The sequence below is a fragment of the Porphyromonas gingivicanis JCM 15907 genome, assembly GCF_000614585.1.
Lineage (GTDB): Bacteria > Bacteroidota > Bacteroidia > Bacteroidales > Porphyromonadaceae > Porphyromonas > Porphyromonas gingivicanis.
The window spans coordinates 1-26,745 of record NZ_BAKX01000008.1; the positions used below are offsets into that span (position 1 = coordinate 1).

Sequence of the window (26,745 nt, forward strand, 5' to 3'; positions counted from 1 at the left end):
TAAGAGAATAGCAAAACAGGTTCTCGTCAATGAGTTTTGAGAGGCTTTTTATCGGACAGCTGACTCTGTGCAAGAAAAAAGGGGCTTACTGAAACAAAAAAGACTCCAAAGGAGCTAATTTATGGGCTTAACTATACCTTTTTATGCTTTCGAAAAGTTTTATCGGACACCAATAAAAGGGTTTAGTCGTTTATATTACTGAATAACAAATGATAAACGACTGTTTAAGGGGCGACTACTTAAGAGAGACGGAGGATATGCACTTTTGGAGGCTAAGATCTTTTTTCTGCATAGATATACAAAAAATCCTCAGCCTTGGAGGGGGTAACCAAAGCTGAGGATGCGCTTTATTTGAAGGAGAGTTAAACTCTTCCTTGTCGTTTGTAAAGAGTTATGGTCTCTTATAGTATGACTTTGTACGATTGCCCTTCGATAGAGAGGATGTAAACGCCTGAAGTCAAACGCCCGAGGGAAAGAGAAGTGGTTTTAATTATTCCTTTTGATTGTATAGCTCCTAAACTATCATAGAGATGGTATTCCTTATTCAATAATTCTTCTGAGATCTCTGCAAACAGTTCTCCGTTTAGAGTGTGGAATTTACAATTTGAAGTTTCTTTTTCAATTGTATCTACTGCAATATCTGAAGGAGTAGCCTCATATTCAAAGTCATACTGAGGTTCGGCTGGAGTCCCAACTCCATTAGTTGAACTTATTCTTGTGACTTGATGAGCCAAGCTTCATAGGGCATTCTGTAGAGAAAGGCTATAGAATAGTAGTTACCTCCAGTCATAGCAAAGAAGTCTATATATTGTGCTGGGAAGTAGGTGTCAGAACCCTTCTTGGTTTCATCGTACTGGATATAGTTGATAAAATCTCCTGTACCCGTCTTTGTAATACTACCATTTTCTTCGTAAACAAAATCTTCTGTCACTGTCTTCTTCTCTCCAGTGCCTTGATCGACTACCTCTACTTTGAGCTTAGAAGGTCTGTTTTGTTCATCGTAGTTAATGGTAGAAGAATTACGGAAAGAGCCGTTAGCAGTGAGTTTGTTTAGGATTTTGGTAATTTTCTGTTGGGCATTGTATTCCAAAGATATGGTATTAGATACTCTGGTTTGGGTTCTGAGATCTATTGTCTCATTTGTTATGGCATTGGGAGTTGTAGAAGCACCTTCGTATTCGTAAGATTGTTGGGAGAAGACCACATACTCCTCTTCGAACCAGATAAGGAAAATGGATCTGATCAAGCGACCTGCGTCATCATATTCATAGGTGTTTTTGCTCTCGTTTATTTCAAAGTTTAGACCTTTTTCGGTAACTCTCTCCACTAGCTGTTTCTTATCGTTGTAGACATAGCGAGTACGCTTCTGGTCTGTATCAAACTCTGTGGAGATGAGAAGTTCGTTAATATATCCATCTTTATCATATACATAACGATATAGAGCGGGAGTATCGCTACGATGTTCTATAAAGGATTTTAGGCGATATTTGTAGTTTCTCGAAGATAAAGTTCCTGGACCTCCGATGGCAGGAAGTTGGGCATGGAGTAAGAATGTGGAAAGGAACGCAACGACTAGAGTGTAAAAAAACTTCTTCATAGTTTCTTGTTACTATTATTTGTTTATGTATAAATCAGCGATAAGTTCGGATTCAGGTCCTCTCTGAGTGGAGAAATTGACATTTTAGACATTGCTTTAGGATTGTTCTAAAAGCAATAAAGCAAAGATTCTAAGTACTTGTTATAATCAAGAGGTTTATATTTCGACACAACGTAATATATTTCTGCAAAGGTAGAGTAGTTCAAAAGACTCTTCAATACCTAATATTTATTAAAAAGACAATCATCAATACCTTTATGTGAGTATTTTTATCTTTGTTTATATACCGTGTTAGGCTACCTCTCTCTGCTTCAACGAGAAAGTTGATAGCAAATATCTTGGTGTGTGATTTTATTTTCAGATAAATGCTTACCTTTGCACCCAGTTTTGAGCCTCTTTAGGTGTGACAAAGCTTTATAATGTCCCGTGGTGTAATGGTAACACGTCAGATTCTGGCTCTGAAATTGAGGATTCGAATTCTTCCGGGACAACAATGGATTGCCAACTCAGCTTTATTTATAAGGCTGAGTTTTTTTATTTATAGAGGCTTAAAGATATGATTCTTACAAATTGATTGTATCTTTGGACGTTATGCAAGTATTGCCATCTATGGATAATAACTTCGCTACAAGAGAAACGAGCTTTATAGGATTGAAAGCAATGAATAAGAAAAAGATTATAGTTTCCTCTTTAGGGGTACTTCTCGCCCTGCCTATTTTTTCTCAAAACATAACTTCCCCGCATCAGATACGATCCCAAGAGGAGCAGATACTTCTCCTTAACCATGTTTATTCGAGTAGGGCGCATTACCAAAAAGCTCCTTATGCTTTTCGGACGGAGTATATGCCTTTGGCTCATCGAGCCTATGATAAGGCAAAAGGGTATTATAGTGTTGGGTACCACCTTGCCGAACAAGCTCTCGAACATTTTATAAAGGAGTATCCGACGGAGAGTCGTAAATCTGTGGCTACACTATATAGGTCTGCTCTCTATATGCGCAAGGGAGATTTTAATAGAGCAAGGTATCATCTTGAGAAGATGGACGAAACGGCTCTCTCTGCCGAAGAAAAGACCGAGTGGCAGGTACGATTGGCCTATGCTCTCTTAAAGACTAATAGAAAAGAGGGTAATATAGCCGATCTCTTTGCTCAAGCCAGTACCTCTCACAATCATTGGGGGAGAGTGGCTTCTTTCTATGTAGGTAGCGAACTTATAGCACAAGGTAAATTGAAAGAAGCTGAGCAAATCTATAAATCGCTTCTAAACTATGAGGACTTAGAACCTGATGCTCGCATCGGACTCGCTGCAATAGATTATTTTGAGGGTAACTATGAGCAAGCTGTGGCTACAATAGCTTCGGTGGAGCGACGCTCTCCCAAGATGGCATCACACTCGGCTCTCTTGCAAATAGCGGGGAATGCTTTCTATCGTTTAGGAGATGCTCCTAATACGATTCGCTACTTCGAACGTTTGGCTTCGCTCAATCCCTCTCACTTGTCATCGGAAGATTGGCTTCTGTTAGGAGCAGCTTATATTGAAAATGCCGATTTGGAGACTTCGATCTCTCCACTTTTGAAGGCTTCGGTGGGTAAGAACTTTGCTGCTCAAGTGGCTAATCTTTACTTGGGAAGAGCTCGTCGAGATTTAGGACGCTATACAGAGTCTATTACCTCCTATGAGATAGCTTCATCAGAGGGGATAGACCCTGCTATTCGAGAAACTGCGATGTACGAAATGGCTCTTGTGATGCGTTCTTCGGGTCAATCCAATTTTGGGCAAGATGTACGTATTGCCGAGCAGTTTCTTACTCTCTTTCCCTCTTCAAAGCATGTCAAAACTATGGAGCGTTTTTTGACAGAATTTTATCTCTCTAATTCTAATTATGCCACCTCTCTTGCCTCTATCGAGCGAGTGAAAAGTACTTCTCCTGCTATCCGAGAGGCTACCCAGTATGTGCTTAACCACTTGGCTTTAGAGGCTCTTTCAAAGGGGAATATATCCTCGGCAAAAGGTTTTATTGCAAGAGCTCAACATAATCCTGTGAGTAAACTTTATCAGAGCGAGTCCCTATTTATAGAGGCTGAAATTGCTTTTGCAGAGGGGCGCTACGATGGAGCAGTAGCGCCGCTGAAAGAGTTTGTGCAGAATTATGCGCAATACCAATCTCAAAATGTACCAGAAGCACAGTATCGCTTGGGGTATGCTTTCTTCAACAGCGCTCGACTGGATGAAGCGGCAAAGCACTTTAATGCCTACTTGAAGTTGGAGGATAAAGACCTTCTACGTAAAAGTGATGCTTCGGCGCGTTGGGCAGATTGTCGTTACGCTAAAAATGCGTTGGAGGATGCCTTGCAAGGGTACGAACAGGCGGTAAATTTAGCACCACAAAAGAGTTCTTATGCGCTCTTTCGAAGTGCGGAAATATATGGTTTGAGAAAGAATTATACTCGTCAAGTTGAGACCTTGGATAGACTTGTTAAGCTCTTCCCTGATCATGCCGTTGTTTCTAAAGCTCTTTTTGAAAAGGGTAGAGCTCTTCTATTCTCAGGTAATACCTCTATGGCAGAGAGAACTTTTACTTCAACTTTTCAACAGTTTGGCTCTACAGAATCGGGACGTTTAGCTCAGTTACAACTGGCTCTTCTTTACTACAATACACAAAGATCGGATGCAGCCTTGGAGGCATATGCTACACTGATGCAAAAGTATCCAAGGAGTGCAGAGGCCTCGATAGCCTTTTCTAATCTGAAAAGTATGTGTGTCGAGATGGGACGTATGGATTATATTGACCGGGTAGTAAGTGCTTCGAAGGGAGCTTTTAGCCTTTCGGATAATGAGACGAGAGCTTTGCAATTCCAGACTGCCGAAGCAGAGTATAGACGTAACCCCGAGAGGGCAATAGGCTTGTTAGAGGCTTTTATTGCTCGTTATAACAATGGCTCTGATGTACTCAAATCTCAGAAATATTTGGCAGATATTTCCTATCAAAAGGGTGACGAAGAGCAGGCTTATAGCCTCTATGAAAAAGTCGTTTCAGCACAGAAAGAATTACCCGAGTCGCTCCAGCTTTCGTCGATCTCTCGTTTGGCAACCCTCCAGAAAAAGAAAGGAGAGTACCACAAGGCTTATAAAACATATACACAACTTTATAGTGTGGCTACAGAGCAATCGCTACGCCTAATGGCAGCTGAAGAGGCTACTTATATGGCTTTCTTAGGAGAGCAATATAAAGAGGGAATTGATGGAGCTACGGAAGTGCTTAAAACATTTTCGGGAGAGAATGTAGAGCGTTTACGCCTATATAGAGCTCATTGTTATAATGCACTTGGAAAGAGTGATTTGGCTCGTGAGGAATATAAGAGCTTGAGTAAAAATACAGACAAAGAGGTAGGCGCAGAGGCTTTAGTATCCTATGCTAAAGTGCTGAGTCAATCACCATTTCTTCGTAAGGAGGCTAAAAAGATATTGAATCAATTCATTGAGAGAGGTACTCCCTATGAGTATTGGTTGGCCTCGGGTATTATCCTCCTCTCAGATATTTATAGATTGGAGGGAGATGCTATTACAGCCGATCAGTACTTAGAAAGTCTCCGCACCAACTATCCTCACCAAAAGGACAATATCTTGGAAGAGGTAAACAAACGCCTCTCCGATTCTACAAGTAGCAATTAAAAGACTCGTTATCACCTATGAGATATTTCAGACTATCCCTATCCTTATTTGGAATACTTTCGCTCTTTACAATAGGTCGTACAGCCTCGGCACAGAACGAAGCTACTGCCCGTACTCCTCGGGCTGATACACTTCATAGAGAGTTGCTCGTGGTAAGTGACCAAGAGGTACAGATAGAGCAGGCCGTACCGTTGAATTCAAAATTTGAATTCGATAAACCTAAATTTACTAAGCTCAAACCTCTACCTCCTCGTTCAACAGGCGACTTTACTCCTCCCGTTATCGTGCCTCGCCATCCAGTACTCAGTGATTTAGCTGCTCAAGTGCCATCTTCGGATAAGTATGGTTATCTGCAGTTTTCTGCAGGAGCAGACCCTAATGTGCGTTTATTGGGAGGTTATAGTCGTCTTTTAGATGAGAAACATCAATTAGATATACATCTATCTCATCGAAGTAAGCAACACAATGTCCCTTTAAATGAGAAGGAGAGTTTACTCAAACAGCACACTTCAGATATTTGGCTGGGTTATTCTCGCCTTGCTCCTAAGGGAATTTTCTCCATACAAGCTCAAGGAGCGTATGACTACTATAACTACTTTGCTCCTAATCCACTGTTGCTGCTTCATAAACCTCTCTTTGTATCGCCTTTGAATGTCGGAGAAGATTACGAGAAGGTGCAATTTAATTACCGAACATTATCTACTCAAAAAGTGAACGCTGCGGTAGACCTTGCTTATGAGCATACAGGTTGGCAGTTAAAAGAGAGGGTATGCCCTTCAATAGGGTAGAAGAGCAGAGAGTACTATTCAATACACTCATTCAGAGTAAAAGGGGAAATGACTTCTTTATTGGGGTCAATTTTAGTGGTTTTGTCCAACTTCATAGCTCAGGCAACATGCCTCTTCTGTACCATAAGGGAAGTGCTTTGTCTCACGCTATTTTCCTTTCTGAGCTTGTCCCTCATCTCCAATATAGTTCTTTGCTTGGTAATACTCGCTGGGATGTGTATGTAGGAGGGGGAATGGGTTTTTTAACCTTAAGAGATCAAGGACTTTATTTTTATCCAAAGATTTCTACTTCGTTTACCTTCTCTAAGTATGTACAGCTCTTTGCTCGTGCAGAGGGTGGAACTGAGGCCCCATCAAGGTATGAGTTAGGTAAAGTGAATCGATTTATCGATCCGAATCACATCGTTTCGCCCAATGTGTATGCATTGGATGCAGAGTTAGGTGTCAGATCCTATTGGGGGTATGGATTCTCGTTCGACTTCTCGGGAGGTTACCAGATAGCTTCCAATAGAACTTTCTTGCTACCCAATGTCAATATGGCTATTCCAGAGCGTACCCCCTTTATTTCTTTTATACCCGTTTACGATAAGATGGACAATTGGTTCTTAAAGGGAGCAATCTCCTATGCTATGGGTGATAAGTTGCAAGTCTCTTTTTCTGGAATTTACAATAACTACAAAACCGCAAGACTTTCTGTTGCCGAAGGGTTACCCGTTTGGAGTTGGGAGGCAGAAGCCCTTTACCGTTGGTCGGAAAAACTTTCTTTTGCCTTAAGAACCAAACTACATCATGGTATCCGTTACTCGCTGACTCCTGATGAGCAGTACAGGATGCAGGAACTGGCGTTCAGTGGAGCTTATCGTCTGAATAAGTCATGGTCTATCCATGGAGAGATTAAGAACCCTTTTTTCGGAGCCTCTGAATATCCCTTTGGATACAGAGATTTCTATCCTTTCGCTGGAATGATTGGGGCTACAATGCTCTTTTAGAACATTGAAATAGGCACAATGCAACTAATAAGTAGAAGTATTACACTCCCATAATTACAGGTATTACGATGAAACATATTAAGATAAAAAGAGGTATAGGTATTCTATTGCTACTCATTACCTATAATGTTGTTTCTTTTGCTCAGAACGAACAGCCCTTTAGCTATGAGGATTTTATGGAAAAAGTAAGTTTGGTGCAAATTGGTTATACCAAGGAGCAAGTAGAAACTATCATGGGTCCTCCTTATAAAGTGGCTTTTGTGCAGTATAAAGATAAAGGGCTTGTAGAGCAACTTTCGTATGGAGTTGCCATACGCCTTGGGCAATGGAAAATAGTCAATTATAGTTTTACTTTCTACAACTCGAAACTTATTGCTTTGTTAGAAACCGAAATTCCTCGTGACTCTGCCGTTGCTCAGATGGATTATAACAATATTGGTTACTTCGTAAAGAATGTCCTCCCCTCCATTCTTACGGATGAACAGAAAGAGTAGAGGTAGGCTATTGTAGACAATAGCTTTCTATTTGCCTCACATAGGTTGTATCACAACCTTGTTGGAAAAGAAAGACTCCTTTGTAAAGAGTGAAAACTCTCGACAAAGGAGTCTTTTTTATTTATTCTGCGTTTCGCTGTCTCTTATCGAAAAATGCGACGTAAAATAGTTCTTAGAATACTACGCCCAGTAGAGATGCCTGCCGTTATTAGCAAAGGCTTTGTTAGCGTATAGGCTATCTGCAAGATTGGCTGATATTTTAGTGCCGAATTTATGATAGACTTTATTTTGGGTGGGAAGAAGTAAGCAACCTTCTCAATGTATTGAGTAGACCTTCTTGTACGCCTCTGCGAACTTATAGAGGGTACTTTGAAGAGGGAGAGGAAGCGATCCATGTAAGACCCTTTCGGTACGATCAATGAGGTCATTTCTTCCAGTACGTTGCGACGATCTTCGGGTTCACTCAAGAGATGGATATCTTCCTGTATCTGTCTGCTTGTAAGCCAATAGAGATGGTCTATCTCTGCTTGTCGTTGCTTAAACTCTTGATATACTTTGCTTTCCATAATCTCTGTGCTCTCTTACGTTAGGGATTTTATTACTCGATAGGAGTAGTTGGTTCGTTCTTGCTCCATCTCTGCATAGACCTCTTTAGTTGGTTGTCGCAATCCATAAAGAAGCGTAGTACCCTATTGGTTATGGGTGCTGTAAGAGGTTTTCTGAATATGTAGAGCAGTACCAGTACGACTACGAAAAAGAGAGCCGTAATCCACCCCGCTATAAGAAGAGAGAGGTCGAATACTTGAGCCACCGTTAGAGCTAACAAGAGCACAACAAACATTAGGAGAGTAGGGATGATTAGCAAGGCCAAGAAGAGTAAAATTGAAATGCGTACTAATCGCACTGAACCCTCTGCTGTCTGAAATAATGTGCGCCTAAGCCAAGCATAAAGGAACTCCACAAAGTGTAGCACCAACTCTTTGAATCCTAAATTTGTATTTTCTCTATTTGTCATAGATAGCTCCTAAACTAAGTTTGAAGTTTGTTCCCCTCTCCACATCTCAAAGAGGAGCGTAGATAAAGAAGGTCAAAAAGAAGAGAAAGAGCCTCCAGTTCTCAAGTCATAACCTTGATTATTGGAGACTCTTTCGAAAAAAGAAACTTAATCAAAATTCTCGATTCCTTCGTTGATCCGTTCGTTTACATCATTCAAGAGTTGAGAACCCTCTTTTTTTAGTTTGTCGCGGTACTTATAGTACTTTTCTTTTGCTTCATAGTAACCTTCTACCACACTATCGCGTGCCTTATCGGCTGCAGAAGATACACTATCTACAAAACCATCGCGTTTTTCCTTGTCTGCAAAGTAAGCGATTGCAGCTCCGATAGCTGCTCCAAGAGCAACCCCTAATCCAAATTTGAATCCACCTTTCATACTCATAACAAATTTAAATTATAGCCAACCACATCCTTTCTCATAAACACAACCTCGTAAAAACGAGGGAGGGTTACCGCTTATCTGTGCCAAGCTATATAACCTATAACGTAAAGGTACAAACAAAAAGTGTATAAAACAAGCCCTCTAACTATCTCTTTTTTAGGGAAGAGTTTAATTCTGACCCTCTGGCATAGGAGACTCAGGGTTGATGAAATCTACAAAACAGAGCGAAGCCAAGGCGGTACCGTAACGTTTAGTAATCGTAATACCCTCTGTGATGAAGTTGAGCTCTCCTAAATAGTACTGCTTGTAGGTCTTTTGGTGCAAATCATTGATAACTCGGATGAGACGAGACTCTAACTCTTCTATGCGGTAGCGCCCATTTACCTCACACACCAATCCTCCTGCCTTTTCGTCAAAGTTTTCGTCCTTGTACATCCAAGCATAAACAATCCCTGCTGAAACAAATTCATCTTGAAAACCATGAGAAACAGACATTATGGTTTTCATCTCCGATCCGAACGGAGGCATATCTACCTCGTCCATAGTAGCCAAATGGGCTGTGGCAGGCAAAACCGAAGAATAAGTCATAATGTTGTAGTCAGAAATACCTGCATCATACAAAGCCATGTGGTAAGAGCCTGCATGAAGTTCTAAGTCAGATTCTCCACTTCCCTTGGTTACAAAAAAAGTATTGGGGATTGTATTGCCAAAAATAGTACTCATTATCAAAAATATAATTACCTGTTTATTACCTATATATCAAGGCAAAGATAGTGATTTTGGCGGAATTATTCTACTCATCTCTTAGGCTTGTTTTTTTGTTTCTGTTGAGTAGAGATAGAACTTTTAGCTGAAGTTCAAGTGGGCAAGAAAGAGAGCTTTTTCTTATTCGTTTAATTTAACTCATAAATAATCCCTACCTTTGAGGCAAATAAACACTTTAATTCTAATCTTTCAATAAAAGTTACCCAGCAATGAACAAGGAACAATTGCAGCAGATGCGTCAAGCTCCCGGGTTTGTAGGAGCGTTGGATCAGAGTGGCGGTTCTACGCCTAAGGCATTAAAAGCGTATGGCATTCAGCCAGAGGCTTATGCTTCGGAAGAAGAAATGTTCGAGCTTATTCATGAAATGAGAACTCGTATGATTACGTCTCGTGCTTTTTCTTCACGTAAGGTAATTGGGGTTATTCTCTTTGAGCGCACTATGCGTGGGCAAATAGAGGGAATGCCTACTGCCGATTTTCTTTGGCAAAAGCGTAACATCGTACCTTTCCTCAAGGTAGATAAAGGTTTGCAAGAAGAAGCCAACGGGGTGCAGCTCATGAAGGCTTTCCCAGAGCTTGGCAAACTTTGTGACGAAGCCGTTAGCTATAACGTATTCGGTACTAAGATGCGTAGTGTTATCAAACAAGCAAATGAGCAGGGTATTCGTGATATAGTAGCACAGCAGTTTGCTTGGGGGCGTGAGATTCTTTCACATGGTTTGATGCCTATATTAGAGCCTGAAGTAGATATTCACTGCCCCGATAAGGCAAAGGCAGAAGAAATTCTTAAAAAGGAACTCTTGGCGGAGTTGGATAAACAAAAAGAGCCTGTGATGTTGAAGATTACATTGCCTACCGTGGATAATTTCTACAAAGAGGTTGTAGAGCATCCTATGATGTTGCGTGTAGTAGCGCTCTCCGGAGGTTACAGCCGTGAAGAAGCCAATGACCTTCTCGGACGTAACCATGGTATTATCGCTTCTTTCTCTCGAGCTTTGGCGGAAGGGCTTACAGCTCAGCAAAGCGATGAAGAGTTCAATAAAGTATTGGAAGCTACTGTGGATGGCGTTTATGAAGCATCTATAAAGTAACTTTTCCATTAAAGCAAGGGTGATTTACTAATCTCCTTACGTAGTTAAAGAGCATACTCTGTGTGGAGTATGCTCTTTTTTTGTGCCTAAAACTTGTACAAGGCTCTTTTCTGAGAGTCTTATTGCCTTCGCGTGTGGATTGTATATCTGTACAGAAATCGTATGGGTTACGAATTCAAAGGTACGTAGGTTAGGAGTAAAACCATTGACCCTTTTGCTTGAAACCTATGATGTTTTTTAGTGAGAGCTATGATGCTTACTCTTAACAGCTTCGAATAGGGAAGAAACTGGGCGGTAACTTCTCTCTAAAGGATTCTCTTCTTTATCTTTCTATTCACTACTTTTTGGTGGGAGGTTTATTGCACTTTTGTAGAGAGTTGAGGGCTATCTTTTATTTGACTTGGTCTGATTTTATTGTGTGTTTGTTGATTCTAAAGAGCTACAAAAAGAGCTGAAAGTCAAATTTTGGATTAATAGGAGTAATGAATTAGCTGTAAAGAGTCGAGGTAGAAGGCTACAAAATAAGCGAAAAACAACTCAAACGCCCTCTTTTGTCTATACGTAAAAATCGGACATGGGAAATTGGGTATTACTTGTTGTTTATGAGTGTATTATGGATTTTACATGTCCGATTTTGACAAATTTGCTCTTAATAACATGTCCGAAATTGACAGATTTTTGGCAGAAATTGATAAGTGAACTATCAATATAAACCTCGAACTTTGCCCTTGTAAAGAATTGAGGAGTAATATCTACAGGCTTTGAATTTTCCTGAGAAATCTCTTCTGAAACAGTAAGGGTAAAATAAGATAGGGTAGCGGTTTATATTAAATATAGGTCGAGATGAAAAAGGGTCAACTTTCATCGAAAAGGCCGAAAGTCTTTGTAGCCACATACTCTCTCAATTCTTTATTGAAACGTTTGTGTACTCTCTCAGAGAGAAACCCTTTATATCCTCCTCAAGTTAGCAAGATATGGAGCTTGGAGAGAATAATAATAATAATAATAAAAGACCGATGAGATGAAAGTAAAAGTTTTTCAAAATCTGATGTTGGCATTCTGTTTCGTATTAGTTTTGAGTGCTTGTAAGAAACCCGATGCTCCTGTTGTACCCGAACCTGATCTTCCTATCGTTGAGGATCCCTACCAAACTATAACGGAGAATAAAGTGCTCCTCCCTATATTGATTCGTGAGCCTGATATGGATAAGGTAATAGAGGCCGAGAAGAAAAGAGGGGGTACCTTGTTAGAAAAGTTGTTGCCCGACCCCAAAAAGGGAGGAGGTTATGTGCTCTATAGGTTTGGATACGAAAAGATGGATGTTAAAGAGCTACACTATCGCATTGACCCAGAGAGTGGTGTTCTCTTGAAAGCTATTGTGAAATTTCCCTCCAATCAGACCACTTTGGCAAAATGTTTGGCACTAAGTTCTAAACATGGGTTCAATGATGAGCATGTATTGGCTAAGCTGTGCTCCGGACTTGTTCGAGATAAAAGCACTCTATTCGTGATAGAACAAGAAAAAAAAGAGGGGGAAGATTGGCTTGAGTTCATTCAGTATGGTAAGCAACCTCAAGCCTTCCCAACGATTAAAGAGATTCCCTCAGAGTATGGAGAGATGTTGGAAAATAGTCTCTATTCCTTCACTCGAATTAAGCAAGTTGAGCTTAATGCGGGTAATGAACTAAAGAGAACTGAAGAGCAGGAATATGGAAAACATAAGGGTAAAGTGCGATATGCCCTTTTTGAACTTAATGAAAAGGAGGCTCCTATGACGCATAGAGGTTATTTCTTCGAGTGGCAAGATGACACTCCAGAGAATAAGTTGGGACAATGTTTCGAGATAATTTTTATCTACAATGAACCCACTTTAGGATACTACACCGACGATATTCGCAAGGCAAGTATTCCTTCCAAAGAGTTTTATAGTTTGTGTCAAAGAGAGGGCTTTGAGTGGAGGCTAAGACGAGAAAACGGAATAGATGACTTTTATAACAAAGAGAAAAAGTTGAGAATTATTTCCAGAACGCCTACTTTTAATGATATAAATCCTAAAAAAATGCTCTTTACCATCAATCTTGTTAGACATGATGATGCAAAGGTAGCACCTGCAATGCCTTCTCCTATTCTCAAGGCAAAGATGAATCCAAGTACAAATGAAAATGCCAACCAATCTATGAGACTGCGATAAGTTGGATAGGACTTGCTTCACATATAGAAGAGTCGCCTGACTTTCGAGGCTGTTGTACACTTCCCCCTTGGGGAGTGAGCAGAATACCAAAAAAGAGACCCCCATATGTGAGGGTCTCTTTGTTATAATAGAGTGATAGTTTACGCTTGCTTAGAGCGGTAGTCTGCCAATTCGTTAGCAGAGAAGTTGCGTACATAGCTGTCGATCTTTTCTTGCTCTGCCAAGGCATAGCGATGATACACACGACAACTCTTGTCAAAAAGTTCGGGTTCATCGTTGGCTGAGAGAAGAAGCAAGTGAGCAAAGAGAGCGTGAGAAGTAATCTCTACAAGGCGACGAGCTTGGAAGTCCAATAGCTCTTGGTCTTTTTGCTCCACTACGAAGTCTACCAAGGCACGAGCACGCTCTGCCATTTGAGCCATAGATTCTTTCAATGGTTGTAGCTCGGGGCGAACTTCAGTAGCTTGGTATTCTTTTATACGATCGAAGTAAGTACCGGTGGTCACGTGGCGGATGGCTGCTACCACTTGTAGCTGTGTAGTACCTTCATAGATGTTGGTAATACGTACGTCACGGTAGAGGCGTTCGCACTTGTAGTCTTTCATATAGCCCGAACCTCCGTGAATTTGTACACAGTCGTACACGTTTTGGTTGGCAAACTCAGTGCTCAATCCCTTACCGATGGGTGTAAAGGCATCTGCTAAACGAGTATAGTATTTCATTTCTTGACGCTCTTCGGGCGTTAATTTACGCTCACGAGAGATGTCTTCGAGTACCTTGTACATATCTACAAAGCGACATGTTTCGTAGAGGTGGGCACGAGAGGCATCTGTTTTAGCACGCATCAAAGCCAACATTTCGTACACGGCGGGGAACTCGTCAATCGTCTTGCCAAACTGTTTACGCTCGATAGCATAAGCATAAGCCTCTTGCCAAGCCGCTTCGCTGATACCTACTGCCTGAGACATAATGCCCAGACGTGCACCATTCATTAGAGCCATGATGTATTTGATAAGTCCTAAGCGACGCTCTCCACAGAGCTCAGCACGAGCATTAGAGAACACCAGTTCGCAAGTGGGCACACCTTTGATACCCATCTTATGCTCTATACGGCGCACCGTTACACCGGGATTGTTCTTGGCATCGAAGATAAACATAGACAAACCACGTCCGTCACGAGTACCCTCCTCGCTACGAGCCAATACCAAGTGAATGTGAGAATCTCCGTTGGTGATAAAGCGTTTTACTCCATTGAGGTACCAAGCATCCTCTGCCTCGTTATAGGTGGCCTTGAGCATCACGGCTTGTAAGTCGCTACCAGCATCGGGTTCCGTTAAGTCCATAGACATGGTCTCGCCTGCAGAGATACGAGGTAGGAAACGTGCACGCTGATCGTCGTTGCCAAATTCATAGAGCGTTGTGGCGCAGTCTTGTAGTCCCCACAAATTTTCAAAGCCAGCATCACTACGTGATACAATATCGGCTGCCATAATATAAGGTGTGATAGGAAAGTTCAATCCATCGTAACGACGAGGTAAAGCTATACCCATCAAGCCTGCACGGCGCACGGCATCAAGGTTTTGTTGTGTATATGGGTCATAAATAGCACGACCATTTTCCAGGGTAGGTCCTGTCTGGTCAACATTTTGTGCATTGGGTTCAATTAAATCTCCACAGATTTCACCTACAATCTCCAATACCTGTTCGTAACTATTCATCGCATCCTCAAAGTTTTGAGGCGCATAGTCGTACTTGTCTTTATCTGAGTAATCACGCTCCCGGAGAGCTACAATGCGCTCCATCAATGGGTGACGAAGGTGGTAACGTAGCTGGGGGATTTCGTTAAAGAAATTAGCCATAATATACTTCGGGGGATTATTTACTGTTTTTCTTGTAAGCCGTAATCATTTTAGGGATAACCTCTTCGACACGACCTGTTATTACATAGTCTGCAATGGTATTGATAGGAGCTTCGGGATCTTCATTGATAGAGATGATGAGAGAGCTCTCTTGCATACCCGCCACGTGCTGGATCTGACCACTAATACCGCAGGCAATATAGAGTTTAGGGCGTACGGTAACCCCTGTTTGCCCGATTTGACGATCGTGTTCGGCATAGCCTGCATCGACAGCGGCACGAGAAGCACCAACTTCGGCACCCAATACATCGGCTAATTGGTAGAGCAGATTAAAGCCTTCCTTAGACCCCATTCCATAACCACCTGCAACAATAATGGGGCTGCCGTTAAGGTTTACTTTGCTTTCCTCGATGTGTCGTTCAATGATTGATACCACGAAATCTGTATCGGTAACGTAGTCCGCTACATTATGTTTTACCGTTTGTCCTTTATAGTTAGCATCGAAAATCTCTTTCTTCATAACCCCTGGGCGTACGGTAGCCATTTGAGGACGACAGTCAGGATTCACAATTGTAGCTACGATGTTTCCACCAAACGCGGGGCGGATTTGGTACAACAGATTGGGGTAATGCTTCTTACTTTTGGGATCAGTGTACTCGCCTATTTCGAGGGTGGTACAGTCCGCGGTAAGACCGCTATGAAGAGCTGAAGAAACCAATGGTCCTAAGTCTCGTCCTAAGGTAGTGGCACCCATCAAAGCAATTTGAGGTTGCTCTTTTTCGAACAACTTGGTTACGATAGTGCCATAAGGCTTTGTTGTATAGTGTTTCAGTTTGGCATCTTCGAAGACGTGTAAGACATCTACTCCGAAAGGAAATACTTGTGCCTCAATTGTAGAGGCATCATCGGTTATAGCAAGAGCCTCTAACTGACAACCTAATTGGGTAGCCAACGAACGCCCCTTGGTAAGCAGTTCTAAACTTACCTCTTGTACACAACCATTCTCTATTTCGAGATATACAAAAAGATTATTCATAGGATTTGTTTATATGAAGGTTATCCGATCGTATGGTTGGCGATAAGCTCCGCTACCAAATCGTTAATTTGTGCCTCAGAAGCATCGTATCTGCGAGCCTCTTTAGCTTGGAATACTACATTCTCAATGGTTTTTACCTTTGTGGGAGAACCTGCTAAACCGCATTGCTCCAAGTCTGCTCCTACTCCAGCTGCAGAGAGCTCTACCAACTGTAGGTAAGGACGCTCGTTGTAGAGCTTTTTGCTGATGTCTGTAGCAGCATCAACTTCCGAAGCCGACAGAGCATACTTGTAACGTTGGAGTAATTTCGCATTGCGAGGACGGCAGGGAGCGGAGCTTCCATTTACTGTAACCAACAGAGGTAAGGAGGCCTTTACTTTTTCTACTCCATGCTCTAAGCGACGAGATACGGTAATTTCGTTTTTGTCAATAGACTCGATTTCTTCAGCATAGGTAATGGTAGTTATACCAACTTATGTGCCACTTGAGGACCTACCTGAGCAGTATCTCCGTCAATAGCCTGTCTTCCTGAAAGAATCAAATCAGGCATCCCGATGTGGCGTATAGCCATAGCAAGTGCGTAGCTGGTAGCCAACGTATCGGCACCTGCAAAGGCGCGGTCGGTTAGCAAATACCCACAGTCAGCTCCACGGTAGAGAGCTTCTCGTAGTACGTCTGCTGCACGGAATGGTCCCATAGTGAGTACCGAAATGGTAGTCTCTGGGAATTGATCTTTAATGCGGAGTGCCTGCTCCAATGCATTAAGGTCTTCTGGATTGAAGATAGCAGGGAGGGCAGCACGATTGACCGTACCGTCCGCTCTCATGGCATCCTTTCCCACATTGCGGGTGTCAGGCACTTGCTTGGCAAGGACTATGATCTTCATAAAATTTTTCTATTTAGAATTCTGTTTGTGACTATTCGTTCTAAAAATTAGCTTCCTTGTTGAGGTGTTACTACTCAACGGTTGAGTACTTTGTTTTTCGCAATCAGTGCGTTGTAGGGTTTGATGTAGTCGGGTTCCCAGTATGCCAAGTTGGCAAACCTCCCCTCTGCATACCGCTCAAAAGCGATTTTTTGCATATTACGAGCCATACAATCGAAAGGAAGAAAAGAGGCGTTGGGTAGTGATATTGTTTGAGCACACTTGGAGCTCCATTACCTATAAAGAAGGCTGGAGTATCTAAAAGTTTCTGAAAACTCTCAGGGGTTATGATAGCCGCTTCGGGTGCAGAAAGTTCTTTTAACTGCGAAGTATAAGAGGCGGTGTAGACCTCCATTCTACCTGCATCTATCATGGGGATGATGGTTGCCTCGGAGGGAATAGCATTACTCTGTAGAAACCCAGATGCCAAGGCTTCTAAGGTAGAGATGGCTATAATAGGCTTTCCTGTAGCAAAAGCATATCCTTTGGCAAAAGAGGCTCCTATGCGAAGACCTGTATAAGAACCTGGACCGCTACTAAGAGCGATGGCTTCTACTTGTAAGCCCCGTTGCTTTGCCTCTTCCAACAACTCTTTTGCAAAAAGGGCTACTTGCTTGGCATGAGCATTAGGCTCGGTATCGGTTCGCCCTGCGATAATTTCGGAGGCGGTGAATAGAGCCAAAGAACAAACGTTAGAAGATGTTTCCACAGCTAAAAAAGCTGTGCGCTCGCTGATAGATACTGCGCCTGTAGCCATATTGCCTGTTTCGTTAAGGAGCTATACGAGTTAAAGACCAAGAGTTGTCTGCCTGTTTTTGGTATAGGAAGCGGTCGTGTAGGCGACTTTCTCTGCCTTGCCAAAATTCTATACGAGAGGCTTTTACTCCATATCCACCCCAGTTGTCGGGGCGCGGTACAGTACGTCCAGCGTACTTCAAGGACTCTTTGGCAAACTGTACCATAATATACTCTCTGTTGGGGATGGGATGACTCTGAGGAGAAATTCGTGCTCCAACACGACTTTTGTAGGGTCTTTGCGCAAAGTAGGCATCGCTAATCTCAGGTGCTAATCTCTCTACTACTCCCTCTATATGTATCTGACGTTCCAATTCGTGCCATACAAAGGTCAGAGCCACATGGGCGTTTGCACTCATTTGTTCGCCTTTTCGACTTGTATAGTTACTATAAAAGATAAATTGGTCGTCCAAGATTTCTTTCAATAATACGGTGCGCATACTAGGATGTCCATTGGGGGTAGCGGTGGCAACGATAACGGCTGTTGGCTCTAAGGCCTTGGCTTCGATGGCATCCTTAAGCCACTGACTTACCTTTTCAAAAGGGTTATCAGGCATTTCTCTGCGCGTCAAACTCTTTTTGATGTATTCCCGACGAATATTCTCAAAATGCTGATCCATAATAATTTTATTTCCTGTATCGCTCATCTTAGACCCCTACGAGGTCAGAGAAAGGTATATACCTTTGGCAAAAATAGTCTTTTTTTCGATACCTTTGAAGCAGTTTCATTTTTAATACAAATACTTTTCCACCTTATGATGGACACTATAAAGCAGATATATCGCATAGGACATGGACCCAGTAGTAGTCATACAATGGGACCGAGAAGAGCTGCCGAGATGTTCCTTGCACAGACAAAAGGCTCCCGATACACTCTTTTGAAGTAACACTATATGGTAGTTTGGCTGCTACGGGCAAAGGGCATATGACGGACCAAGCACTCTTAGCAGTACTTGAACCCCTATCGCCTACTACTATCCTTTGGCAACCTCAGATAGAACTTCCTTTTCATACCAATGGTATCCTTTTTAGAGCCTTGGGGGTAGGAGGCGAAGAACTCAAACGTTTCACCGTGTATAGCATTGGTGGAGGTGTTTTGGCAAACGAAGATTTCAATGAACAGATTACCAACCCCATCTACAAGATGTCACGCATCAGTGAGATGATGCCCGTACTTCAGAAGCATGGGATGTCTTATTGGGAGTATGTAGAGCATTGCGAAGACTCTGATATTTGGGACTATCTTGCCGAAGTATGGAAGGTGATGAAGCAAGCTATTCAAGCAGGACTGGAGGCAGAGGGAGTACTTCCTGGAGGCTTGGGACTGCGTCGAAAGGCAGGAGAATACCTCATCAAGGCGCAGAGCTATTCCGAAAATGTACGCACCCGAGGTCAAGTATACGCTTATGCCTTGCTGTAAGCGAACAGAACGCCGCGGGAGGATTGGTTGTTACCGCTCCTACTTGCGGTTCGTGTGGAGTGATGCCTGCTGTGCTCTATCATCTGCAAGAGACCCGAAAGTTTACCGACAAGCGTATATTGAGAGCTTTAGCTACCGCAGGGCTTTTTGGTAATGTGGTACGAACCAATGCCTCGATTAGTGGCGCAGAGGTAGGATGCCAAGGGGAGGTTGGAGTGGCTTGTGCTATGGCTGCTGCGGCTGCCAGTCAGCTCTTCGGAGGCACGTTGGCACAAATCGAATATGCTGCGGAGATGGGCTTGGAGCATCACCTTGGGCTAACTTGCGATCCCGTATGCGGGTTGGTACAGATACCCTGTATAGAACGTAACGCTTTTGCAGCCAGCCGTGCTTTGGATGCCAATACCTACGCCAACTTCACTGATGGCCGTCATAGAGTGAGCTTCGACCGAGTGGTAGCCACCATGCACCAGACAGGAAAAGACCTTCCCAGTCTCTATAAGGAAACTTCTACGGGAGGGTTGGCGAGCAATTCTGATATGGATGAGCAACCCGGCGACCCAGCGTTGCGCACCAAAGACCTCAACAAAGAACACTAATCCTATAACCCTTAACAGAGCAAGGTCTATATGAAAACAAGCATCGAACTTTCAGGAATGCGCTTTTATGCCTATCATGGTGTCTTTGAACAAGAACAGAAAGTGGGTAATTGGTTTCTTGTAGACCTTGTTCTGTATGTAGATATCAGCAAGGCAATGTATAGCGATTGTCTAACGGATACTATCAATTACGCTCTTGTGTATGACTGGGTAGCGCAAGAGATGCAACAGCCTTCTCTGCTCATAGAGCATGTAGCAGGGCGCATCATAGAACACATTGCTCAAGAATGCCCTTCGATACAGTCTGTGCGAGTGAAAGTAACCAAACAAAACCCGCCTTTCAAAGGGCAGATAGAGGGCGTTTCTGTGGTGGTCGAAAGAGATCTATAAGGGGAGACTCTCCATATCGTTTTATACCACTTCTTACTTTTTCTTAGAGGAGTTCTTCCTCGCGTACACTTTCTTTTGGAGCTGTTTTGATGCCTTTTCGTGCTATCCTTTAGTGAGGTAGTATCGCTCTCTTGTTCCCTCGATACAAATAGTTATGTAGGCAACCATTAACCTTTTGCAAGTTTGCATAGAGGGTTAAACGAATTTGCACGGAAGGTTTTTGCTCAAAGGTATATAGGTTGGGAAAAGATACCTTTATATGTTCGTGCGATGAGCTTTAAGACTTTTCTTCTCATCGAATACTCCTTCTATTTTTTGCCTTGCAACTCTTCTTGTGCTATCATTTATGTAAGTCCTAACTTGCACTTCTCTAAAACTCTCTTTTTTTTGAGTGTTACTGATTTTTTTACTTTTGATACCACAAACCAATTAGAAATAATAGAGAGATTTATGCAACGCATTACTTTTCTTATCATTGCTTTTTTCCTTTTTTGTCAATTTAGCTATACACAGGCTCAGCAGGCTGTGAAAGGTGTAGTGATGGGTAATGGAGGAGAACCTCTGGAGTATATCAATGTTGTCGCAAAGAGTTTGCCCGACTCGACTTTTATTGCAGGAGTTGTTACTGATAGAGAGGGAGCTTTTTCTTTTGAGAGTTTGCCGAAAAACAGTTGTTTATCTTTTAGTTCTATCGGCTATGAAACTTCTATTTATCCAGCAACCGAAGAGATGAGCATCATCCTAAAGGAAACTTCCATAGAGTTAAAGAGCTTAGTGGTCAAAGCCAATCGCCCACAGATACGCCTTAAAGATGGGGCTTTGGAAATGAATGTGAAGGGCTCTGTTTTGAGCCATCACTCCGACATTATAAACCTATTGGGGCAAGTGCCTGGGTTAAGAGCTACTCCAGAGGGAGGTGTAGGCTTGATTGCAGGAGGAAGACTTATGATTTTCCTCAATGGCAGGGAAGTACGCCAAATGGATGAGTTGCGTACGATTGATATAAAGAGTATTAAGAGCCTGCGTATAGACAATGCCCCGGGGGCGCGCTATCCCAGTGATGTGCGAGCCGTGTTGCACATTCGCACCTTGCGAGACCTCTCGGCTCTCTCGGTGCGATTGGAAAGTTGGACAAGGCAGGCAACTTATCTCTCTAATAGTGAGGAGGCGTATATAAGTTACAGTCGAGGAAAGATGAACTTCTACGGAATGGCTTCGTATGGGTTCTATCAAAAAATCAATGAGCAAGATTGGAAGACTACTATCTCTGAAACCCAAGGAACAAATGTAGAGGAACGACTTAGTACGGACTTAATCAACAGGTCCAATAATAGGAGTCTTGATGTGATGGCGGGGGTCGATTTTACCCCAGTCGAAAAGATTACTTTAGGACTAAAATACACCTTTAACAGAGAGGGAATAATAGCTAATGTGAAAGATGATTCGCATTCTTACATTGGCACTCTTCTCAATGACCATGTACTTTCTCAAACACGTTTAGACAATATAACCCTTTCGCACCACGTCAATGCTTTCTCTTCATGGCAGATTACTCCAAAGCTCAATCTTACTTTAAATGCAGACTTCTTTGGGAAGAAAAAAGATAAAGACCAAAACTCTACCGAACAGAGTCTAATACACCATACTACCACGCCAATAGCTATTTACTCTTTTACTCGTCATAGTCTTTGGCAAGGTAATGCTATTCTGGGGTATGACTTGGGTAAGGGACGCACGGCAGAGATAGGCGCAGAGGTAAACAATATCGGGGGCGATAGCCACCAACTGTACGGACTGGAGCGTAAGCGAGTGAGTGACTATACCAATGCAGAAAAGATTTACGCAGGTTTTGCTTCTTACAACTTCGATTGGTCGGGCTGGAGTACCCAGTTGGGCTTACGATATGAGTATGCAGAGAGTGGCTTGTACAACCACCTTGTGACAGGCAAAGATATCCTTCGCTCTTGGAGTAATCTTTTTTACACAGCCAAGGTATCGGGCAATATTGGAAAGACAATGCACATTTTTAGCCTCAAATCGGGTATTGAACGCCCTACTATGGAGCAACTCAGTAACAATACTTTTCGTTCCAATCAGTATTTGAAACAAGAGGGAAATCCTTATTTAGTACCCGAGCGTAGCTATGATTTTGGGTATAACCTGATCTACTCTAACTATTACTTATCGGCAAGCTATACGTACTATCAAGATTATATGGAAACCTATATCCGAGCCAATCGAGAAGTGCCGAGCGGATATATTGTATCTTCAACTAACTACCGTCAGGCTGGTAAACTGCAAATAATAGCCAATATGCGACAGAAGTGGGATTGGTACAACCAGAGTGTAACAGGCTTTTTTCAGTACCACCATGTTAAAGGGGAGAAACAACTACTTTTCGTTAAACCTTTTCCTCTTTATTATCTTCGTTTGAACAATGGCTTTTCGCTACCTAAAGGTTACTATATAGATTTGGAGTATAGTTATCAAAGCCCTACTACAATGAAAGTTTATTTAGTAGGTAGGAAGCATCTTCTCAATCTATATGCCAATAAGGAGTTTTTCGATGGTAAGCTACAACTTTCTTTGCGCCTTAACAATATACTACGCTCAAGGAATCAATTCTTTACCTCAATGGGAGGCGTTGTAATAAACCAAGGAGAGTATGAGGACTCTCGCAGTATATCATTAAATATAATCTATCGATTCAATAAGGAACGCACTTATAAGGGAAAAGATACAGCTACTGAGGCTATTGGTCGTATGTAGTTAGCAAAAGAGGGAGTCTTGATATAACCTTGATAGTCGTTGTAGAATAGATGAGAGCAGAAGAGGCAGTGTGGGTTTTCTTATAGTAAAGAGAAGAGGCAGAGGTAATAAGAAGAAAGCACTTTGTAGACTCACAAAAACTATTTGCTATTTTCAAGAAAAATAGTACCTTTGCTACGCATTTGAGAAAAGAGTAATGCTTGGTTGTACCCAAAAGCTCTCTTTTCGACTAAAGCAGGTCCTATAGCTCAGTTGGTTAGAGCACCTGACTCATAATCAGGGAGTCCTTGGTTCAAGCCCAAGTGGGACCACACGAGTCTTTGTCTGTTGAATATTATATGCTACGTGCAAAGATAAGAACACAGAAAACGCCTCAAGGTATTAAACCTTGAGGCGTTTTTCTTTTGAAAAAGATGTTTTGCCTTTTATTCTTTGAGACTTGCCTCTGCTCCGTAAATCGCATTGATTGTTTCAATCAATCGCTGGCTACCACTTTTTCGCAAAGAGCAGTAGATAACGCTCTGTCCCTCGATAAAATCTTGTCCTGTAACCGTTGCTTCGTGCTGTTTGATGCGGTGCATAATCTCACCCGTTAAAGAGGGGTTGAATTGTATGCAGATATTATCGTGCAGTAAGACCTCTTCCCGTTCGGCACTCTCTAATACTAATTTGGCTCCCTCACGATAGGCTTCGATGAGTCCGCCTGTTCCTAATTTTACCCCACCGAAGTAGCGAACCACAGCTACTAAGACGTTGCTCAAGTCTGCCGAGACAATTTGGCCATAGATAGGTCGCCCTGCTGTACCTGAGGGTTCGCCATCATCGTTGTGTCGGCTTTCTGCTCGCTCTACCCCTATGGCGTATGCCCAGCATACATGTGTGGCGTCGAAATACTCTTTTCGTAGGAGAGCTACGAAGTTCATAGCTTCTTCTGCCGACTTTACAGGGTAGGCAAGGGCTATAAATCGGCTACGTTGTATGTTGTACTGTTGCTGGCACTCCTTTTTTATTGTCGTATAACTATCGAAAGAAGACATAGAGTTTATAAATAAAAAAAGACCAGCTCTTGGAGTTTCCCAAAAACCAGCCTTCAATCCAACCATTCAATATAAGGGGTGAGTAATGGGGCTCGAACCCACGACCTTCGGAACCACAATCCGACGCTCTAACCAACTGAGCTATACTCACCATCTATCGTATTTACCTCCAAGCATCTTTAACAGAAAGCCCTCTTTGGCAAAACGCACGGCAAAGGTACAAAAAGTTTTCTATTGCACAAGAGTTTTTACACTTTTCGCACACCATTTTGATTAAAGAGAGGCTTGTTTAGCCCTCTTTTCTTGAGTGGTTGTTGGAGAGAGGGCATAGAGTGTAATACTCAAAAGTAGAAGCATGGCGATGAGGTATTCCGAAAGAAAGACCACCAAGTCGATAACCATGATAAGAGTAAAGAGTAGTATCAAGAGAAGTGCCCCACCATTTCTCTGTCGGTAACTTTCGATGCTGTAACTGATTAGTATAAAGGTTATGAGTAAGGCACTGCAAAGTCCCCCCTCCAACAGCGATTGGATGAATTGATTGTGAAAGTGTGCCGAGTGCTCTGCTCCATAGAAGAAGGGGTAGATGAGTGCTTCGGAAGAGCCTAACCCATACCCGTTAAGCAGGTTGGTTCCCAAATAATTGCGCGCTATTTGTAGCAAGTGCAGTCGGTGTGTGTCGATGAAAAAGTTGAGCGTATCAGGGTAAAAGTAGACTACAACGCCCCCAATGAGTAGCAAGGCTACCACTACAGAGCCCATTACTCGTTTATACCCCCAGCTGTTTTGCCTCTTGGCAATAAGAATAAGGGATATAAAGAGGTAGAAGAGCATCAACGTACGGCTTTGATGTATAAACGAATAGCTAATAGCCGCCAGCGAAACGAGTGAGATAATCTCTAAAGAGCCTCTTTCTCTCCCCTTGAAAACATGTTCACTAATAAAGTAAAGGATAGGAGCAAGGAATACAAACCCGATATAGGTGTAGTGGTTGAATCCCATTAGAGAGAGCATAAAGCCTGGGCTAAGCGAAGTCCCGTTAAGAGAAAAGTAGCCTTTGTCGAAAGAGAAAGCTACCCAAAGAGGGTTTTCGATACTGAGGCAAACCCAGCCGTAGATGAGCAACTGGCTAAGCAGATATAGGTAACTGATCTGTAAGGCATATTTCATAAACCGACGGGCTACATCCGCAGAGGGTGGAGCGATGCCTATTAGTAGAGGTATAATAGCTATCCAAGCCTCCTTTTGCCAATAGAAAAAAGAGCGTGCGAGATTGTCGCTCCAGAGCAGAGTGAGTGCTTCGTAAGCTACATAGGCTACTGTGGCAAAGAGAAATAACCGAGGTCGGAAGAGCCCCTTCTCTCCACTGCGGAAGTAACGAACGCTACCCAAGAGAGCACCCAATATAAAGCAGATGAGGATACCCAAGTGGCTATTGACCACACCGAAGAGTAGGTTGGCATATCCCAATCCCCAAAAGAGGACTGTACCCTCTTCGTACAGTGTAGCACCCTCTTGTAGTCTTTTCGGCACCCCTCGTAAGAACTGGTACAGGATTACTACGCCTCCCAAGGAGATGAATATCCAAAAAGGAGGAGCAAGATGGCTTATATCAAGGTGGTCAGAGGTAATTTGCTCTCCAAAGAGTGAGGGGAAAAGGAGGGTAAATAGTCCGCCTCCGAAAAGGAAGAAGAGAGGAAGCAGACGGAAGTAAAGAGGGTAAGAGTCGAATAATTTTTCAAATAGTTTCATCTTGGATAAGGTGGGGGGCTAAGGTGGAAGAGAGTGTGATGCGAGATACATCTTGAGGGCGTATGCGCCATCGGTTATGGCTCCAGAGCCAAGCATAGGGTTGCCGACGGATATTTTCCTCTAAAAGATGTGCATAACGCTCCACTAAGGCAAAGGCTTTTCCTGTGCAGGCTGTGCCGATAGTAGGCGCAGGTGTCCAGTCCAGTGAAAACGACTGTCGCTTACGATGTCCATATAGACAATGGGTAGATTCATTTTGCGAGCTAGGGTTTCCCATCCTACGATAAAAGTGGTGGGTTGGTTCAAGAAGAGTGTCCCATAGCGCGCTGCCTCAGCAAAGGGGCATTGGTCTGCAAGGAATGCCACGATGGCAGTGTCTTTGCTCGCCGATGCTTCTCTTTCGAAGAGTACTTTGGCTGTTTGGCGCATTTCGATGCAGGTAGCTCCATGCTTCTGTCGAAGTGCTATCATCAAGCGGTCAAAGTAGGGATTGGATAATTGCTTGTAGATGTTGGCGTTGGAAAATCCTTTCTCTTGGATAATATAGGGAACACCTGTGAAAACCTCCCAGTTGCCAATGTGTCCCATTGTGAGGATTATCGTTTTATGACCTTCTTGTCGTAGCTTTTCTATTAGTTCTACATTGGCAAGGGCGACATGTTGTTTTAGTTTACGTTCCGAAAGACGAGGTATCTTAAAGCTCCAAAGCAATGTGTCGGTAAGGTGCAGGTAGTAGTGTTTTCCTATCTTTTTGCGCTCTGTATCGCTTAGTTCGGGAAAAGCTTTTCTAAGGTTCTCTTCTACCAATGTACGCCGGTAACCTATCCAGTGGTAGAGGATATAGGCAAAGAAGTGCGCCTTTATTTTCAAGAGCCAGCGTGGTAAGCTCCCCAAAAGAAAACAGGCGATGGAAAGAATAGTATAGAGATATGATTTCACGACCGCAAAGGTACAAAATGAGACCGTTGTACCATCTTTTGGATTTTTTTCTTTGTAGATACTTGTCTAAAATGTCGAGCAATGCTCTTTCCATAAGAGGCTGAGTAGAGGGCTTTATTCCATAAAAAGTGAGGCGTGAGTATGTTGGGCGTAGAAGTTTTTGTGTGTAATTTTTAATTTTATTCTTCTGTGAAGCTGA

The 26,745-nt window shown here is 42.6% G+C and carries 22 protein-coding genes, 3 tRNA genes and 2 pseudogenes; 11 read left to right on the top strand and 16 right to left on the bottom strand.

The window, feature by feature from the left end; all coding sequences use genetic code 11:
• Positions 1–401: 401 nt before the first annotated feature.
• Positions 402–734, bottom strand: a complete 333-nt coding sequence (locus JCM15907_RS07815; protein ID WP_025843376.1) for a T9SS type A sorting domain-containing protein — start codon at positions 732–734, stop codon at positions 402–404.
• Entirely contained in the window at positions 710–1,597 is an 888-nt protein-coding gene (locus JCM15907_RS07820; RefSeq protein WP_025843377.1) for a hypothetical protein, read from the bottom strand. Before JCM15907_RS07820 ends, JCM15907_RS07815 begins: the two co-directional genes overlap by 25 nt.
• Before the next feature lie 420 nt (positions 1,598–2,017).
• Between JCM15907_RS07820 and JCM15907_RS07825 the strand changes: the two genes are divergently transcribed.
• The 5 genes from JCM15907_RS07825 (at position 2,018) to JCM15907_RS07845 (ending at position 7,540) form a co-directional block, all read left to right on the top strand.
• Positions 2,018–2,088 (top strand) — tRNA-Gln (locus JCM15907_RS07825).
• Positions 2,089–2,188: 100 nt separating this feature from the next.
• Entirely contained in the window at positions 2,189–5,269 is a 3,081-nt protein-coding gene (locus JCM15907_RS07830; protein WP_148297495.1) for a tetratricopeptide repeat protein, read from the top strand.
• A 17-nt stretch (positions 5,270–5,286) separates the two neighbouring features.
• The gene (locus tag JCM15907_RS07835; protein WP_025843379.1) at positions 5,287–6,057 is read left to right on the top strand and encodes a hypothetical protein; all 771 of its coding nucleotides are present in this window, start codon (positions 5,287–5,289) and stop codon (positions 6,055–6,057) included.
• Positions 6,039–7,046 (top strand): TonB-dependent receptor, encoded by a 1,008-nt coding sequence (locus JCM15907_RS07840; protein WP_025843380.1) that lies wholly within the window; start codon positions 6,039–6,041, stop codon positions 7,044–7,046. The genes JCM15907_RS07835 and JCM15907_RS07840 overlap by 19 nt, the downstream gene beginning before the upstream one ends.
• Positions 7,047–7,114: 68 nt before the next feature.
• Positions 7,115–7,540, top strand: coding sequence for a hypothetical protein (locus JCM15907_RS07845; RefSeq protein WP_025843381.1), 426 nt, complete (start codon positions 7,115–7,117; stop codon positions 7,538–7,540).
• Between the two features lie 143 nt (positions 7,541–7,683).
• Here the strand turns inward: JCM15907_RS07845 and JCM15907_RS07850 are convergent, their stop codons facing one another.
• From JCM15907_RS07850 to JCM15907_RS07865, 4 genes are all read right to left on the bottom strand, one after another.
• Positions 7,684–8,106, bottom strand: a complete 423-nt coding sequence (locus JCM15907_RS07850; RefSeq protein WP_025843382.1) for a hypothetical protein — start codon at positions 8,104–8,106, stop codon at positions 7,684–7,686.
• 32 nt (positions 8,107–8,138) lie between these two features.
• Positions 8,139–8,555, bottom strand: a complete 417-nt coding sequence (locus JCM15907_RS07855) for a hypothetical protein (protein WP_025843383.1) — start codon at positions 8,553–8,555, stop codon at positions 8,139–8,141.
• A gap of 147 nt (positions 8,556–8,702) precedes the next feature.
• On the bottom strand, positions 8,703–8,972 hold the full coding sequence (locus JCM15907_RS07860; protein ID WP_036884844.1) for a YtxH domain-containing protein: 270 nt from the start codon (positions 8,970–8,972) through the stop codon (positions 8,703–8,705).
• Positions 8,973–9,146: 174 nt separating this feature from the next.
• The gene (locus JCM15907_RS07865) at positions 9,147–9,701 is read right to left on the bottom strand and encodes a pyruvoyl-dependent arginine decarboxylase (RefSeq protein ID WP_025843385.1); all 555 of its coding nucleotides are present in this window, start codon (positions 9,699–9,701) and stop codon (positions 9,147–9,149) included.
• Between the two features lie 251 nt (positions 9,702–9,952).
• On the opposite strand from JCM15907_RS07865, the gene JCM15907_RS07870 reads away from it, so the two are divergent.
• Both JCM15907_RS07870 and JCM15907_RS07875 read left to right on the top strand, forming a co-directional pair.
• Positions 9,953–10,834 (top strand): fructose bisphosphate aldolase, encoded by an 882-nt coding sequence (locus JCM15907_RS07870; RefSeq protein ID WP_025843386.1) that lies wholly within the window; start codon positions 9,953–9,955, stop codon positions 10,832–10,834.
• A 1,021-nt stretch (positions 10,835–11,855) separates the two neighbouring features.
• A complete protein-coding gene (locus JCM15907_RS07875) occupies positions 11,856–13,025 on the top strand; it encodes a PepSY domain-containing protein (RefSeq protein ID WP_025843387.1) in 1,170 nt (389 codons plus the stop codon).
• A 140-nt stretch (positions 13,026–13,165) separates the two neighbouring features.
• On the opposite strand, the gene JCM15907_RS07880 is transcribed toward JCM15907_RS07875, so the two are convergent.
• The 5 genes and pseudogenes from JCM15907_RS07880 to pdxH form a co-directional block, all read right to left on the bottom strand.
• Positions 13,166–14,884: an Acyl-CoA dehydrogenase C-terminal domain-containing protein gene (locus JCM15907_RS07880; RefSeq protein ID WP_025843388.1), complete on the bottom strand. Its 1,719-nt coding sequence runs from the start codon at positions 14,882–14,884 to the stop codon at positions 13,166–13,168.
• A 16-nt stretch (positions 14,885–14,900) separates the two neighbouring features.
• Positions 14,901–15,920: an electron transfer flavoprotein subunit alpha/FixB family protein gene (locus tag JCM15907_RS07885; RefSeq protein WP_025843389.1), complete on the bottom strand. Its 1,020-nt coding sequence runs from the start codon at positions 15,918–15,920 to the stop codon at positions 14,901–14,903.
• A gap of 20 nt (positions 15,921–15,940) precedes the next feature.
• Positions 15,941–16,806, bottom strand: a pseudogene (locus tag JCM15907_RS11440) (electron transfer flavoprotein subunit beta/FixA family protein).
• A gap of 103 nt (positions 16,807–16,909) precedes the next feature.
• Positions 16,910–17,602: a tRNA (adenosine(37)-N6)-threonylcarbamoyltransferase complex dimerization subunit type 1 TsaB gene (gene tsaB / locus JCM15907_RS11445; RefSeq protein ID WP_051522448.1), complete on the bottom strand. Its 693-nt coding sequence runs from the start codon at positions 17,600–17,602 to the stop codon at positions 16,910–16,912.
• A 13-nt stretch (positions 17,603–17,615) separates the two neighbouring features.
• Positions 17,616–18,260 (bottom strand): pyridoxamine 5'-phosphate oxidase, encoded by a 645-nt coding sequence (pdxH, locus tag JCM15907_RS07900; RefSeq protein ID WP_025843390.1) that lies wholly within the window; start codon positions 18,258–18,260, stop codon positions 17,616–17,618.
• Positions 18,261–18,398: 138 nt separating this feature from the next.
• On the opposite strand from pdxH, the pseudogene JCM15907_RS11450 reads away from it, so the two are divergent.
• From JCM15907_RS11450 to JCM15907_RS07925, 4 genes and pseudogenes are all read left to right on the top strand, one after another.
• Positions 18,399–19,659: pseudogene (locus JCM15907_RS11450) on the top strand (L-serine ammonia-lyase, iron-sulfur-dependent, subunit alpha).
• 30 nt (positions 19,660–19,689) lie between these two features.
• Positions 19,690–20,049, top strand: a complete 360-nt coding sequence (folB, locus tag JCM15907_RS07910; RefSeq protein ID WP_025843391.1) for a dihydroneopterin aldolase — start codon at positions 19,690–19,692, stop codon at positions 20,047–20,049.
• 450 nt (positions 20,050–20,499) lie between these two features.
• Positions 20,500–22,818 (top strand): outer membrane beta-barrel family protein, encoded by a 2,319-nt coding sequence (locus tag JCM15907_RS07915; RefSeq protein WP_159099930.1) that lies wholly within the window; start codon positions 20,500–20,502, stop codon positions 22,816–22,818.
• Positions 22,819–23,055: 237 nt separating this feature from the next.
• Positions 23,056–23,129: transfer RNA gene (locus JCM15907_RS07925), tRNA-Ile, on the top strand.
• A 114-nt stretch (positions 23,130–23,243) separates the two neighbouring features.
• Here the strand turns inward: JCM15907_RS07925 and JCM15907_RS07930 are convergent.
• The 5 genes from JCM15907_RS07930 to JCM15907_RS07950 all read right to left on the bottom strand — a co-directional run bounded on the left by JCM15907_RS07930 (position 23,244) and on the right by JCM15907_RS07950 (position 26,546).
• The gene (locus tag JCM15907_RS07930) at positions 23,244–23,921 is read right to left on the bottom strand and encodes an IMPACT family protein (protein ID WP_235266349.1); all 678 of its coding nucleotides are present in this window, start codon (positions 23,919–23,921) and stop codon (positions 23,244–23,246) included.
• Between the two features lie 11 nt (positions 23,922–23,932).
• Positions 23,933–24,006, bottom strand: a tRNA-His gene (locus tag JCM15907_RS07935).
• 122 nt (positions 24,007–24,128) lie between these two features.
• Entirely contained in the window at positions 24,129–25,607 is a 1,479-nt protein-coding gene (locus JCM15907_RS07940) for an O-antigen ligase family protein (protein WP_025843395.1), read from the bottom strand.
• Positions 25,594–25,752 (bottom strand): hypothetical protein, encoded by a 159-nt coding sequence (locus JCM15907_RS13045; protein WP_159099931.1) that lies wholly within the window; start codon positions 25,750–25,752, stop codon positions 25,594–25,596. Before JCM15907_RS13045 ends, JCM15907_RS07940 begins: the two co-directional genes overlap by 14 nt.
• The gene (locus JCM15907_RS07950) at positions 25,752–26,546 is read right to left on the bottom strand and encodes a lysophospholipid acyltransferase family protein (protein ID WP_025843396.1); all 795 of its coding nucleotides are present in this window, start codon (positions 26,544–26,546) and stop codon (positions 25,752–25,754) included. The genes JCM15907_RS13045 and JCM15907_RS07950 overlap by 1 nt, the downstream gene beginning before the upstream one ends.
• Positions 26,547–26,745 lie beyond the last annotated feature (199 nt).